The organism is Hyalangium sp., assembly GCF_035629615.1.
Lineage (GTDB): Bacteria > Myxococcota > Myxococcia > Myxococcales > Myxococcaceae > Hyalangium.
Map to the genome: position 1 here is coordinate 1 of NZ_DASPHO010000737.1, position 13,756 is coordinate 13,756.

Genomic DNA, 13,756 nt, shown 5'->3' on the forward strand with positions numbered 1-13,756 from the left:
CGGCTATCGCGGCACCGATTCGCTTTCCGGCCCGCGCCATGTTCTCCATCCCTTTCAGCATGGCCGCTCGCTGTTGTCGCGCCGTCTCCTCCATGGCGGCGATCTCCTCGGGCGTCATGGAGGTGGGGTTGCTGCTGTGGATGCCGGCGGCATAGCGCCGCTGAGCGGCGTTCCACCTGTCACGTTCGCGCTCGCCAGACTTGATGTACTGGCGGCACTCCGGCCACGCCTCATCAGGGTGAAAGGCGTACTCGTCGCAGCGGTTGTACCAATCCTCCGTGCGTGTGACGGGATCAGTAGGAGGCGGTGGCCGCTGGTGGCGCTGGAGCGCCCAGGGCCCGACACACCCACCCAGCACTACGGTCGACAGCAGCAGGAGGAGGTAGCGCATTCCCCCGATCCTCCCCCATCCCAGAGGCCGCGGCTACTGCTCCAGGGGGCAGACGTGGCCGCGTCTGCTGGGGCCACCCTCGCAGCCTCAAGCGTGTCCGTCTTCGCTGGCTCCCAGGTGACGGACTTGGACGACGAGCTGGCGCGCGGCCAGTGCTCGCGGTGAGTTCCGCTCGTCCAGGCCCGGCGCTGCGCCTGGCCTCCTCCTGCTGCACCTCGTCGGGGATGGCCACGCCCATGAACGAGCTGACTGCTGTAAGCGGGGTGTCCTCCTTCACGTGCCGTACCAGCAAAAGAGAAGCCCGGCCACCCCGCGAAGCGGTGACCGGGCTTGAAGAACTGCGCCGTCGATGGGCCTACGGGATTGGGCTCAACAGCCGGAGCGCGGTGAGCGCCACGTTGAGAACCCCCAGCACGATGTTGGCCACCTCGCAGCGACACGGCTTCCGCTTGTTGCGTCTCGTCACGACTGGACTCCCACTGTGCGCGGGGCACAGTCCCTCCCGCGGGGCGCAAGGCCCTTGTTGACGGCGGGCAGTGCGGTGTCCAGAATGACATTGCTCGCGTCCACACGAGAGCAACGGCTCCTGGGCAACCGGGATCCCCGTCGTTCCAAGGCCGGCCCAGGGGAGCTCGAACTCCCGTGGTGCCGGCCGTAGTTTGTCGGGGCCATGCCCCGTGAAGTTCTCGGTGGGCGGACCCACCAGCGAGTTTGTGTCCTCCTCAGCGCATCCGAGAAGAGCTCAACCTGAGCCCAGCGCCACGCCCCTCACTCACGTGCCTGCCGTGAGTGCATTCACGTACTGCCACTGTGCTGTGCCATACCAAGATCGTCAATCAACATTGGCCCTTTTGGCGCATTGCAACTGCCCTACCAATCAGGTCCCCCCCGCCCCCTCCCCCCCCGCCCCGCCCTCTGGGGCCCCCACCTGGGGGGTTGGAACTGATGATCAGCGTTCGAACGCTGTGCAGAGGCCCTCTGGCGAGGTGTCTGGGGCGACGACCCGCATTTCGAAGATGTTCGCGACGCTCTGGGCAGCGTTCAAAGTAGGGGACCTACGTCCCCTACTTGCCAGCCTTCCCCTACTGCCCTCCGCAGGTCGTCGCTCTAATGGGCAGCCAGGGCCCTCAGCAAGTTCGTCCGCAGGGCATCAGCGAACGACCAACTGCTTGTTCACGCATAAACGTCTCCTGTTCACTGCTCATCTCCATGAGCAGTTCCCCCTTCGTACTCAGCGGTGCCGCTGGGGGGCGGGAACGAAGGGCACTCCGCTCCAGCGCCTTGTCCTCGTCGGAGCTACTTCCTGTCGTCGCCCTGGCTGGTCGCGATCTTCACGATGCCGATGAGCCACCCCACGACGTGATGCTGGACCGTGTGCATGCCCACCCAGAAGAACGTCCTGGCGACCCTGAGGTAGATGGCCCAAGCAGGTCGCTGGTCCCTTGCCATCGCGTGGATGATCTCCAGAGCGTCGCCGATCTCCTCGTTGGCGATGCGGCTAGGCACGAGTATCGCGAGAAGGTCGAGGGACCGTTCTGCTGGCGCAAGCGCGCGAGGTTTTGCGGGATGCGACGAGTCCTGAGGCTTCGCGAGATGTGACGAGTCCTCCGCACGCAGAGACACAAGGCGCAACTTCATGTCATCCACGTGGGCGCGATGCGGATGCGACGAGGAGAGTTCCACCTCCAAATCTTCTTGACTGGGATCCCTGCCAAAGAACCTCAGGTAATAGTCGGCCACTTCTGCTCTCGAACACGAGCAAGATGTGGTGATTAATGGGGGCTGATTGCTGTTGTCGTCGCTCACCCGAACACCCACGCAGGCTGCAGGAGCCCAATGAGAGCAGTGCGCTGCTCGGTGGCCACCCGGCGCTCGGAACTGCGGAGAAGTGCCGCAGTGTCGCTACCTCCGGTCATGGCCCTGCCCCGTCGCGAACTTCTCGAGGATGTTGAGGAGCCGCTCTGCGGGGTGCAAGACCGTGTGGACACCAACCCAGAAGAACGCCTTGGCAACAGCGAGGTAGATGCTCCACGACGAACGTCCCTCCGCCACCAGACGATGGATCTTCTCCAGTGCGTCCCCGATCTCCTCCGTGTTGATGCGCTTCGGCACCCTCTTGGCAACCCACTCAAGGACACCTGAGGCCCGCTCCTGGGGGTGCGGCCCCGCAGGAAACGCCCACCTGCTGCGAGCGCGAATCTTGTCCACGCGCATCTCCGGCGCACTCTTCGCAGCGCTGCCAGCCTGCTCTTCCGCCACGCGCTTTGCCGCCTCTGCCTCCCGGAGCTTGGTCACCTCTGCCGCCACTATCTCGCTGAGGGACTTGATGGCTTCGTCTGTCAACTCACCACTCTCCATCCCCTGCCCTGGCACCGTCCGCTCCTGCGGTTCCTGCCACTTCGCCAAGAGGCATACTGTCCGCTCCTGCTCCTTCTGCCGCGTCTTCCAGGACAGAGCCGGCTCCGGCCACGTACCCCAGCGCTGCTGTGGCCACCTCTGCAACATCCCCCGGAGTTGCATCTGCCGCTCCAGCAACAACTCCCGGAGCCGCACTGGCCCCTCTGGCCTCTTCGGTCGCAAGGTCGCGTAGCGACGCCACTCGCGCAGACCCTCCGGGTCGATGTCGTCGGTCATGCGCCACCCCACGCCGGCTGGAGGAAGAGCCCCGCGATGGCGGCGTGCTGCTCGGTGGCCACACGACGGCCCTCGCCAGTGAGCTCGTAGTAGCGCCGTGGGCGCCCGCCACGCTCGGGCATGGGCTCGCCGTCGAAGCTGCGCAGCAGGCCCTCGCGCTCCATGGCCTTGAGCGTGGGGTAGACGCTGCCCTCGTTGAGGGTGATGGCCCCCTTGGTGCGCTCGCTCACCTTCTCGATGATCTCGAGGCCGTAGCTCTTGCCGCTGATGAGGATCGCCATGATGGCCGTCCTCGCGTTGACCGGAGTATCCATGCGCAAGAAGGTATCCTCAAAGTTAGAGGAATTCAACCATAGAAGTTAAGGATACCTCCTTGCTCCGGATGTAGGTCTGAGGCTTACGGCCACGATGCAGGTCCGCGCTGGAACGCCGCGAGGGTCTCAACAGCGGGTCCCAATCTCTTGGAGAAACCGGAGAACAACCCCTCCGGCAAGGAGAGTACACTTGAATACATTGTTGACCTGTCCTGTATGCAGTCACCCCATCACCACCATCCTGCAGACCGCATCGGTGCATGTGCGCATCGCCGGCGGAGGCCAACTGCTAGTGGTGCGGAGCTTCCACCCGGCTTGTTCGGCGAGGTTCCTGACCCGGCAGGATCAAGAGGACTTCATCTTCGCCACGTGGATTCAGGAACGGCGAGCCTAGGAAGTAGGAGGAGCGCGGGCGTGCAGTGGTTCTGGACTGCCCACGCCCGCCCGCCTCTACCCCAGGCGTGCAAGTGCGTGGAATCGCTCAGTCGAGTCCGGAAGTGGTAGCGGTACAGGACAACCTGCATGCAGGTGTCATAGGTTGGGTGCAGGGAGAGCGATGACGATGGCCCGCAGGCAGAGCGATGGGCTCCTCACGGTGAAGCGAGTGGCAGCGCCGAGGACAAGCGCGCCGCGAGGCCCCGCCTACGTTCCGCCGACCCACTGGTACACCACCACGCTCCTCACCCTGCTCGACGAACTCCGGTCACTCCCAGATCCGGACGAGGGCCCAGCTGCGGAGCGCTTCCTCAACCCGGACGCCCCACTCTTCTATTCGGGCGACCTGGCGCTCGTGCGCCAGCCGTGTGTTGCCATCGTCGGCACCCGCGCAGTCTCCCCGGACGGTGCGGACCGGGCACGCCAACTTGCGCGCGAGCTGGCGCAGGCTGGCGTCGTCGTTGTCTCTGGGCTCGCGAAGGGCGTGGACACCGCGGCGCTCACCGCCGCCATGGAGGCCGGCGGGAAGGTGATCGCTGTCATCGGTACCCCTCTCGATCAGGCATACCCCGCGGAGAACAAGCGGCTGCAGGAGGCCATCTACCGGGATCACCTCCTGGTGTCCCAGTTCCCCATTGGGTCGAGCACGCACCAGGGCAATTTTCCGGCTCGCAACCGCACCATGGCGGCGCTCTCGGATGCCACCGTCATCATCGAGGCCGGGGAAACCTCCGGCACCCTCTACCAGGCCGTCGCGTGCAACCGGTTGCAGCGCTGGCTCTTCATCTCACGGAGCGTGGCCGAGGATCCGAAGCTCACCTGGCCAAAGAACTTCCGGGGCAAGCCCCGTACTCGTATGCTGGACACGACGGAGGACGTGCTGGGCGCCCTCCGGGAGTCCGGCATATGCCTCTCACCGTTGTCAGTCTCTGCACCTACCTGACCCGAGGCCCCTGGGGCCCGGACGACCACACGGCGCTCAAGTTCATCAAGGCGCTCAAGGGTACCCCCTTCAACGGGTACGCCATGTTCCCCGTCGGCAGCAACAAGATGCGCTTGGTGTCCGGCGATCAGGCAGCGGCTACTGCCTGTTTCGCGAAGGTTGCCTCACATCATCTCGTACAGGAGAAGATGTGTGGGGAGAGCCCGGTGCGCCTCGTCCCCATCCCCAGCAGCAACGCCGTAAACGGCAAGAAGTTCACACGGTTCCCGGCCAGGAACATGGCCAATCTGTTGGCAGCTGCGCTGGTGGATCGCGGTGTGGAGGACGTCAGAGTTGCTGACATCCTTCGCTGGAAGGCGCCCAAACCGGCCTCTCACACGGGCGGATCACGCGACGCCCTCATGCTCTACCAGAACCTACTGGTGACCGAGATGCTGGACGAGGAAGCCTCCTACGTGCTGGTGGATGATGTGTGCACCGGCGGTGGGCATCTCCGCGCCAGCGCACGCCGCATCGAGAAGGCTGATGGAAGCGTAGCCTTCGGCGTGTGTGCGGGCCGCACGGCGCAGGAGTCGCCCGATGACCCATTGGCGATCATCACCGAGCCCCTGCGGGACCTCATCGTCCCGAAGGGGTGGTGACGTACCACGCGGTAAACCTTGAGCGGGCTGAACGAGTGGACCCAGCCACAGATGTGAGGTGTGGCTGGGCGAAGCTACGCCTAGATCAACTCTACTCCTTCGTCCTGCACCGCTAGTGCGCTACTCCTGCTCCCATCAGAGCTCTTGGAGGCCGCCTTGGCTTCCTTCTGCACGAGGTCAGCGCGATGAATCTCAGCCTCGGCCTCCGCCTGAGGGGAGGTCACTGCAACAATGCCACAGGCCGACGAAAGCTTCCGTCGCACGCCCTTCACACTGATCTCCTCCTTGGAGAGCGACATCAGGGCTCCTTTCATGCACCGTCGAGCCTCCGCAAGCGGCGTTCCCGGCATGATGACCACCACCTCGTCGCCACCCTTGCGGTAGGCATCACCCACGCCCGAGACCGCCTTCTCCAGCACGTGGAAGAACGCTTTGATGGCGGCATCGCCTGTGGCGTGATCGCCGTCCTCATTGAAAGCCTTGAGGCCGTTCACGTCGAGATAGGCAAGTGAGACGGGGGATTCGGGCTTGCTGTTGAGGATGGCCACCGCCACATCCCGCTCGACGTGACGTCCGTCGAAGAGAATGCCGAACGCCTCGCGGAGACGCGTTGCTCTCAACTGGTCTTGCAGTTCGTAGAAGCGCAGGCGCCCCAGATGGCCCATTTCCAGGTTGCCCCGCTCCCCCTTCATGAGTGCATGGATCAATTGCGCCCGTTCAGTGCGGAAATGCTGTTCCATGCTTTCGCCGGGGTCGGCGTATGGAGAGCCATGCTTGCCGGGTGTGTAGTGTTGCGCCTCGACATCCGGCCCATTGAGCATCCCGCGCAGGATGAGCGACACGATCATCTGTCGCTTCTTGTCGCGCTCGAAACTCCCGCCGCCGGGGAAGCTCACGTCCACCCAGCGGGTCCTCTCGAACTGGGCGAGGAACTCCAGTTCTTGGAATCGGGCGTCGTTCTTGTAGTCCGACAAGTTCGTGATCCCTTCTCTGCAAACAGCGCAGGCCGCACCCCTTCTGCCTGACTAGAGCATAGCGCGAGGGTGGCGCACGGTAGCGGCGCAGCAGACCACAGAACCTCGGCACCGTCAGCGGCGGGAGGTGCGCGGGGGCTCGTCGGTGAGCCGCTCAACGGCGCGAGCCAGGCGTTCCACCTCGCGGCGCAGGCCCGCCACCTCGGTGTCCAGCAGTCTCTTGGCGCCGGTCTGCTCCGTCTCCACCAGAGCCACGCGCACCCGGAGCGCGGTGGCATCTGCCTGCACGGCCTGGATCTGCGCGCGGTCCTCAACGCGCTGGCGGTCCGCCGCATCCTGGCGGTTCGTCATCACGCCCCACATGGCGCCGAAGCCCACCAGCGTGAGGCAAGCGGTGAGGAGGAACGGAGGCGCCACCCAAGGGGACGGCTGTGAACGCTGAGCAGGGTCGGACGGGGGCATGTCCGAGAGAAGCGGCGGCCCACAGCGAGCCCTGGCGGCCCCCTCAGGAGGCCATGTGCGACATGGTGAGGCGCTGGGCACCCCCCACCCTCAAAAACCGGGCTGCGGGCGAGAAATTGGATTGCTTGGCCCCGTGCAATCCGAGGCGCGCGTTTACCCCACAGATTTCCCTGAGATCTGTCGGACGACCCCCCCATTTTTTAGGGCCCTGGCCATTCCCCCTGGGCCCAGGCGCTCGAAGCGAGGGTGGCCGGTGGAGTGGTAGCGGCTGGGGAAGCGTGGCTCCTGAGGGCTCCTGGGAGGCCAGGGGCCGCGCCCCTTCTCTCCTACATGACGCGCCCCCGCGGCATGGACCGGAAGAGGCGCTCGCCCGAGGAGGACCGGGACGAGGACGGGGAGGCTGCGCCCGAGGTGCCGAACCCGCTGGAGGGGTGGGATGGGCCCGGCGAAAAGCCTGGACCCGAGAGCACGCTCAAGCCCGAGATGATCCCGATCATCGCCCAGGAGATCGCCAGCGGGGCCACCAAACGCGCGGCTGCGGCCGAGGCTGGCACCACCGAGGACTGCCTGGGGGCCTGGCTCAAGCGCGGCCGGGAGGCGGCGGGGAAGCGCAAGCGCTCGAAGTACACCCGGCTCCTCATTGCCTATGAGCGGGCTGAGGCGCACCACCAGCGCTTCCTGCGCAAGCTCGGCCTGCAGTCCGTGACGGATCGGCACTGCAACCCGCGCTTCGTCACCTACTCCCTCGCAGTCCGCGACCCAAAAAACTGGACGATCCCCAAGGAGCCTGCGGCGGCTCGAGGCCAGGCGGTGGTGGGCGAGTTGCTGACGCCCGCGCAGGCCCGAGCTGCGCTCGAGGAGAGGCTGGAGCGCTTCCTCAAGGTGGATGACGAGCGGGTGAAGGCTGAGCAGGACGCCTCCGATCCACCTCCACCACCCTCTCCCGAGGGCTGCCATGTCTGAGGAGATCGTCAGTGAGGACGCCTTCTCTGGCCTCACCATCGTGTCGCCCGAGACGCATGGGCGGTACTCGCCGCTCGAGCGGATGGCCCTGCGAGCCCGAGAGAAGTGGGGCACCGTCGCGGGGGCATTCGAGCAGCTGGAGACCTCGAACGATGAGATCCTCTCGGCGTACTATGACCCTGTCTTCTCCCTCCGCCCTGTGCAGCGCGTGCCCTCCTTCACCCTGGGTCGGCCGTGGCGGACGTACTTCTACTGCGGGGGGCGCGGCAGCGGGAAGACTCACGCCGGGGCCTGCGCAGTCATCGAGGAGGCCCAGGCAGATCCCCACGCGCGCATCCTCATCGTCGGGCCCACGTACACCGAGATCCAGAAGAACCAGCTCAAGGGCCCCAGCGGCATCCTCACGCTCGCGCCTCCCTGGTTCAAACCCGAGCACCGCAAGAACGACAAGCAGCTCGTCTTCCCCAACGGGGTGGTGGCCGACTATCTGCCGGCGCAGGACGCAGACAAGTTCCGAGGGTATGGCTACAGCTTCGAGTGGCTGGACGAGATCATCGCGTGGAAGCGGGACCCGGTAGCCGTCTTCAAGGAGTGCTTGCGCGTCGGCCGCGGAATCACCCCACGCATGCGAGATATGGGCCTCTCCTCGCGGCGGATGATCACCACCACGCCGGCAGGCACCCCGATCTTCCGAGAGATTCTGGAGGACCGCGAGGGGCTGGTGATTGGCCGCTCCACCACGTTCGACAACGCGGCGAACCTGGACCCGGCGTACATCCGCCAAGCCCGGCGCAGCGCGGCCACGAGTCCAGATGGGAGGCAGGAATACCTCGGAGACCTGCGCTGGCACATGGACGCCACGGTGTACCGCCACGTCCAGTGGGACAGGTACCGCGTCCGTTCCCTTGAGGCCATCCCTCCACGGCGGCTCCTGAGGCTCGCCAGCAAGAAGCTCTTCGACCTCGTGGTAGTGAGCGTGGATCCAGCCACAGGAGAGAAGGACAGCAGCGATACGCACGGCGTGGTGGTGGAGGGGATCCGGGAGGAGGATGACGAGCTGTACCACTCCTACGTGCTGGAAGACCGCTCGAAGAAGAGTCCCGATCCGGTATGGGTGCAGCTGGCCGCCGCCGCATTCCATAAGTGGAAGCACCTGGCAGAGCGCTGTCTCGTGCTGGTGGAGTCCAATACGGGCGGCTCACAGAACCGCAAGCTCATGCAGCTCCATGACTCGAGCGTGCCCGTCGTGCTCGTGCGCGCTGGCCGAGGGACTGGGGGCAGCAAGGCCGACAGGGCCCGGCCCGTGGCCATGCTCGCTGCTGCTGGGTATGTGCACATGGTGGGCCGGCACGAGAGGCTGGAGAAGCAGCTCTCGAAGTTCACTGGGGCTGAAGGGGGCCACTCGCGGGATGACGGGCCGGACGCCTTCGCCTGGCCCATCTACAAGTACGTGGCCCGCTCCACGAAGATGCGGGGCACCGTCTCCCTCACCGAGGATGACGAGGGAGAGGAGGACTCGGAGGAGTAGACCGCCACTTCTTCCGGGGGATGGCCTCTTTCCTCCAGCGCGTTGCGATGAACGTGGCGATGAAGTTCGGCCTGCTGCCAAACGGCGGCGGTCGGCCGCTCGTTTACTCCATCCCCGTGAACACCTTCGCTCCGCGACGCGGGAGCCGGAGCGTGATGCTGGCCTACCGGCACCACGGCCTCTTCCAGATGGTGGTGGACACCGTGGCCGAGTCCGTCGCCTCGCCCCCGTGGCACGTCTACAAAGCCACCACCAGGGCGGCGCAGAAGCGCTTCACGTCCATGGCCAAGTCGGTGCTGGATCCCCGCGAGCGCTGGGAGGAACGCGCCAAGGCGCTGCGCACCGGGGACATGGTGGAGGTGCCAGGCCACGAGTTGGAGGCGCTGCTCACCGCACCGACGCCGCTTGCCCCAGGGCGTGAGGTGCTCAAGCTCTTGCAAGTCCACCTGGACCTGGCCGGCGAGGCGTTCATGTGGCTCCGCCGCGCGAACGGCAACGGGCCGGTCAACGGGTACGAGCCAGTGCCTCCGAGCTGCGTCTTCATGACGCCTACAAGCTCGAGCCCCTACTTCCACATCGCGTACAACAACTTCAACGGGCGGGTCGCCGAGTCGGACATGATCTGGCTCAAGCACCTGGATCCCGAAAACCCGATGGGGCGAGGCGTGGGCCGCGGCATCGCCCTTGGGGATGAGCTCGACACCTCCGAGGCGATTCAGCGCGGGCGCAAGGTCACCTTTGAACGAGGGGGCCTTCCGGCTGCCGTTGTGGGTGTGGAGCAGGGCCCGGATGGAGATGCCGGCCTGGGCGGTGGAGTGGAGGACCTGCAGAAGAAGTACGAGGAAAGCTTCACGGGCCCGGACAACGTCGCGAAGGTCCTCTTCGTTACTGGCAAGACGACGCTCTCCGCAGTGCAGCAGGACTTCCGCGCGCTTCAGATGGACGAGGTGGAGAAGGGTCTGCGCGCGTACATGCGCCAGTGCTACAACGTGCCCCCTGAGCTGGTGGGAGATCTCTCCAGCTCCAACCGCTCCACCGCCGACGCCGCGAAGTACACGCTGGCTCAGCACGCCACCCTCCCCCGCCTTGAGTTCCTTCGGGCTTGGTGGGCACTCAAGCTGGTGCCGCTCGTGGATCGGGACGCCTTCCTCGACTACCACGATCCGCGCCCGCAGGAGTTCGAGCGCGTGCTGAAGGCCATGACGGCCGCGCCCAACCCCGCCTTCTACATGAACGAGCTGCGCGAGCTGGCGGGCTACAAGGCCGACCCGAAGCTCAAGGGCGTGCGCTTCATGCCGCTGCCCGGCGCGCATCCGGTGAACGACGACACGAAGGAGCCGCGCAACCCTCCCCCGCCGCGAGGCCCAGCGGCTGGGTAGCGCCGCCCCTTCTCCTCCGACATGAGCAAGCCCCAGCTCCCCACAGACAGCGTCATCAAGTCCCTGGCCTACCTCACCCCGGCGAAAGCCGAAGGAGGCAAGCCTGTCTTCCGCATGTCCACCGAGGTGCTGGACAGGCACCGGGACCGGGTGAAGCCCGCCGGCCTGAAGACGGAGAACTACCTCAAGAACCCCGTGCTGCTCTGGAACCACCAGGACTGGGACCCGGCCATCGGCGTCTGTCGCGTCTTCCAGGAGGGCGCCGAGTGGTTCATGGAACCCACCTTCGACGGCATCGGCGAGCGCTCGACGGAGGTGGCCGCGAAGGTGGCGGCCGGCACCCTGCGCACCTGCAGCATCCGCTTCCGCATCCTGAAGCACTCGTACAACGAGGAGGGCGGCCTCGACTACGACGAGGTGGAGCTCCTCGAGGTGAGCATCACCAACATCCCCGCCAACCCCGAGGCTGAGCGCGTGAAGAACCAGAACACGAACCCCACCCCGCAGCAGAAGAGCAACACCACCCCAGAGGCGACCGCGAGCAAGGCGCTGGAGCAGGCGGATGTGGACGTCATCCGCGCCACGGTCGACGAGTGCCTCAAGCCCCTCATGGAGAAGCTCGTGGCCATGGAGGCGCTGATCGCCAAGCTGGTGCCCGCCGAGGCGTCCGCGGAGGAGGAGCCCGAGAAGGGAGCCGACACCGAGGACGGCATCGAGGTGGAACTCTCGGCCGAGGAGGCTGAGGAGATGAAGGCCTTCTTCACCCCTGGCAAGGCCAAGAGCTGAGCCCCGCCCCTTCTACCCACTGAACCTCAACAGGGCGGGCAACCGCCCTTCCCCATCAGCACCAGCACGTAGGAGCGACACACCATGAAGCTGCGCCTCCCCAGTGGAATGTCGAAGGCGATCAACGCGGCGGTGGCCCAGCGCGTGGCAGAGGAGATGGCTGCCCGGAACCAGGGCGCCCCCGCCAACGGCCAGAAGGCCAACGGCCAGGGCAAGGTGGACTTCCGCCATGCCATTGGCGTCCGGGTGAAGAGCCTGTACGTCAACAGCCCGCTCAATCAGGTCCCGGCCGCGCTCCGGGATGCGGTCAACAAGGCCGCCTCCATGTACGAGGGCGTGTACGGCCAGGGTGGCTCGCTGCTGAAGGAGGAGTACTCGAGCGAGATCATCCCCCTGCTGCGCCCGAGGGCGGTGCTCCTGCGCGCCGGGGCCATCGTGCAGCCCTTCACCGGCAAGATGAACATCGGCCGGCTCAACGGCGGCGCAGTCGCTGCGTTCGTGAAGGAGGGCGGCTCCGTCACTCCGGCCACCTACAGCACCGATGCGGTGATCCTCGACGGCCACAAGATCATGGCCCTCGCGGATCCCAGCAACGACATGCTGAGGAACCCGGACATCGACAGCGCGGGCATCATCACGGATGACCTCATGTCGGCCATCGCCGTGGTGGTCGACGCGAAGGGCTTCCTGGGCGACGGCAGCGGGGCGAACCCGAAGGGCATCGTCAAGCTCCTGGCCACGGACCAGAAGGTGACGGGCACGGCCATCACCAGCGCGAACGCCCTGGTGGTCATCGCCAGGCTGAACTCCATGCAGCAGAAGGTGAAGGCGAGCAACCTGCCCTTCGAGGGCAACGCGCCCTTCTGGGCCTTCAACTCGAGGACGGAGTTCGCCCTGCGCGGCCTGCGGGACAACGCTGGCTACATCTTCAACGACGAGATGAACCAGGGGCGCCTCCAGGGCCACCCGTTCTTCTCCACGGAGAACGTGCCGGACGGCTACATCTTCTTCGGCCTGGCCACGCAGCTCTACTTCGGCCTCGAGCGAGGCACGGGCGAGGGCGGCACGCCGGAGATCACCATGGGCGCCCCGGACTTCAAGAACGACCTGACCTCCTTCAAGGCCGTCATGAAGTGCGACTGGAAGCTCAAGTACGACACGGCGTTCAGCTACGCCTCGGACTTCACGTACTCCTGATGAACCCAGGGCCTGGGCAGTTCAGCTGGGCCCTCTTCCCTTCACTCGCAGTCCCCCGGAGCACCTCTCGATGCACGCTTCCACCACCAACATCGGCGCCCTCATTCAGACGGTGGGTGCCTCCAATGCCATCCAGGGCTACCCGCCCGTGGCCCTCGCAGCAGGTACCGACCATGGCGATGCCATCACCCTGGACAGCGCCAAGTCCTGCACGCTCACCGGCATGACGGGTGCGGCCACCGGCAGCCCCACCAGCTACTCGGTGGCCTACTCACTGGAGAGCTCGGCCACGGACAACTTCGCCAGCGCGACTGCAGTGGCCGACTCCACGATCACCCTGACGGCGGACGAGAAGGCGGATGAGGTGGATGTCGACCTCACTGCTCTCCCGGATGGGCACCTCTACCTGCGCGTCAAGGTGGTGGTGACAGCCAGCGGTGGCACCTCCCCGAAGGCGCTGGTGGGTGCCAGCGTGGCGCTGGGCGGCAAGGGCACCCTGCCCATCTGAGCCCCCCTCCTCTCTTCACTCCCGGCCGGGCGGTGGCCTTTACCGGCTGCCCCCGGCCTTTCTCTTGGAGCCACCATGCCCAACGCCATGGACATGACGACGGCAGCGACGGCAGCAGCGCGGCTTGGAGTAGCCAGCTCGGAGGCGTCGCTCCCGGGCATCATCACCGCGGCGAGCTCCGCCCTGGCCGAGTTCCTGGGCTACCCCCTCTACCGACGCGAGGACGTGGAGGAGACGGTGGTGGGCCGTGGCGGGCGCTACCTGTGGCTGGAAAGCGGAGCCATCCAGAGCCTCGCCTCCATTGCCGTAGGAGGGAGCGCGGTGGACTCCGGCCTCTACGCGCTCGACGGAAGGGACGGGGCACGCAAGGGCCGCATCGTCGCACGCAGCACGTACTCCTGGCCCTTTACCGGGGAGTGGACGCCCGGGATCTCCTCCACGCCGTTCCGAGCCCACGACACGGGAGAGATTCTCGTCACCTTCACCAGCGGGTGGGTGACGCCTGGACAGGTGGCGCTCACCACCTACCCCACCAGCGACATGCCCCCAGAGTTGGAGCAGGCCGTGCTCGAGGTAGTGACGGCGTGGTACCAGCGCAAAG

15 protein-coding genes are annotated in these 13,756 nt (G+C 66.0%); 9 read left to right on the forward strand and 6 right to left on the reverse strand.

Annotated elements, in window-relative coordinates; all coding sequences use genetic code 11:
• The 4 genes from VD972_RS36655 to VD972_RS36670 all read right to left on the reverse strand — a co-directional run.
• Positions 1 to 391, reverse strand: a 391-nt coding sequence (locus tag VD972_RS36655; protein WP_324993470.1) for a hypothetical protein, incomplete at its 3' end; no start/stop codon positions are given.
• Between the two features lie 1,296 nt (positions 392 to 1,687).
• Positions 1,688 to 2,131, reverse strand: coding sequence for a hypothetical protein (locus tag VD972_RS36660; protein ID WP_324993471.1), 444 nt, complete (start codon positions 2,129 to 2,131; stop codon positions 1,688 to 1,690).
• A 162-nt stretch (positions 2,132 to 2,293) separates the two neighbouring features.
• Positions 2,294 to 3,025: a hypothetical protein gene (locus VD972_RS36665; RefSeq protein WP_324993472.1), complete on the reverse strand. Its 732-nt coding sequence runs from the start codon at positions 3,023 to 3,025 to the stop codon at positions 2,294 to 2,296.
• On the reverse strand, positions 3,022 to 3,339 hold the full coding sequence (locus tag VD972_RS36670) for a PadR family transcriptional regulator (RefSeq protein ID WP_324993473.1): 318 nt from the start codon (positions 3,337 to 3,339) through the stop codon (positions 3,022 to 3,024). The genes VD972_RS36665 and VD972_RS36670 overlap by 4 nt, the downstream gene beginning before the upstream one ends.
• 562 nt (positions 3,340 to 3,901) lie before the next feature.
• On the opposite strand from VD972_RS36670, the gene VD972_RS36675 reads away from it, so the two are divergent.
• Both VD972_RS36675 and VD972_RS36680 read left to right on the forward strand, forming a co-directional pair.
• A complete protein-coding gene (locus tag VD972_RS36675) occupies positions 3,902 to 4,717 on the forward strand; it encodes a DNA-processing protein DprA (protein WP_324993474.1) in 816 nt (271 codons plus the stop codon).
• Complete coding sequence (locus tag VD972_RS36680) at positions 4,681 to 5,358, forward strand: hypothetical protein (protein ID WP_324993475.1); 678 nt, start codon at positions 4,681 to 4,683, stop codon at positions 5,356 to 5,358. The genes VD972_RS36675 and VD972_RS36680 overlap by 37 nt, the downstream gene beginning before the upstream one ends.
• A gap of 80 nt (positions 5,359 to 5,438) precedes the next feature.
• Here VD972_RS36680 and VD972_RS36685 read toward each other — a convergent pair whose 3' ends face one another.
• Both VD972_RS36685 and VD972_RS36690 read right to left on the reverse strand, forming a co-directional pair.
• A complete protein-coding gene (locus tag VD972_RS36685) occupies positions 5,439 to 6,332 on the reverse strand; it encodes a GGDEF domain-containing protein (protein ID WP_324993476.1) in 894 nt (297 codons plus the stop codon).
• A 114-nt stretch (positions 6,333 to 6,446) separates the two neighbouring features.
• A complete protein-coding gene (locus VD972_RS36690) occupies positions 6,447 to 6,749 on the reverse strand; it encodes a hypothetical protein (protein ID WP_324993477.1) in 303 nt (100 codons plus the stop codon).
• A 393-nt stretch (positions 6,750 to 7,142) separates the two neighbouring features.
• Between VD972_RS36690 and VD972_RS36695 the strand changes: the two genes are divergently transcribed.
• From VD972_RS36695 to VD972_RS36725, 7 genes are all read left to right on the forward strand, one after another.
• Entirely contained in the window at positions 7,143 to 7,757 is a 615-nt protein-coding gene (locus VD972_RS36695) for a hypothetical protein (RefSeq protein WP_324993478.1), read from the forward strand.
• Entirely contained in the window at positions 7,750 to 9,285 is a 1,536-nt protein-coding gene (locus VD972_RS36700) for a terminase large subunit domain-containing protein (protein ID WP_324993479.1), read from the forward strand. The genes VD972_RS36695 and VD972_RS36700 overlap by 8 nt, the downstream gene beginning before the upstream one ends.
• 20 nt (positions 9,286 to 9,305) lie before the next feature.
• Positions 9,306 to 10,664, forward strand: coding sequence for a phage portal protein (locus VD972_RS36705; RefSeq protein ID WP_324993480.1), 1,359 nt, complete (start codon positions 9,306 to 9,308; stop codon positions 10,662 to 10,664).
• Positions 10,665 to 10,685: 21 nt separating this feature from the next.
• A complete protein-coding gene (locus VD972_RS36710) occupies positions 10,686 to 11,450 on the forward strand; it encodes an HK97 family phage prohead protease (protein WP_324993481.1) in 765 nt (254 codons plus the stop codon).
• 84 nt (positions 11,451 to 11,534) lie between these two features.
• Positions 11,535 to 12,647 (forward strand): phage major capsid protein, encoded by a 1,113-nt coding sequence (locus tag VD972_RS36715; protein ID WP_324993482.1) that lies wholly within the window; start codon positions 11,535 to 11,537, stop codon positions 12,645 to 12,647.
• Between the two features lie 70 nt (positions 12,648 to 12,717).
• On the forward strand, positions 12,718 to 13,155 hold the full coding sequence (locus VD972_RS36720; protein ID WP_324993483.1) for a hypothetical protein: 438 nt from the start codon (positions 12,718 to 12,720) through the stop codon (positions 13,153 to 13,155).
• Positions 13,156 to 13,230: 75 nt separating this feature from the next.
• Positions 13,231 to 13,756: hypothetical protein (locus VD972_RS36725; protein WP_324993484.1), on the forward strand; the 526-nt coding region annotated here is incomplete at its 3' end.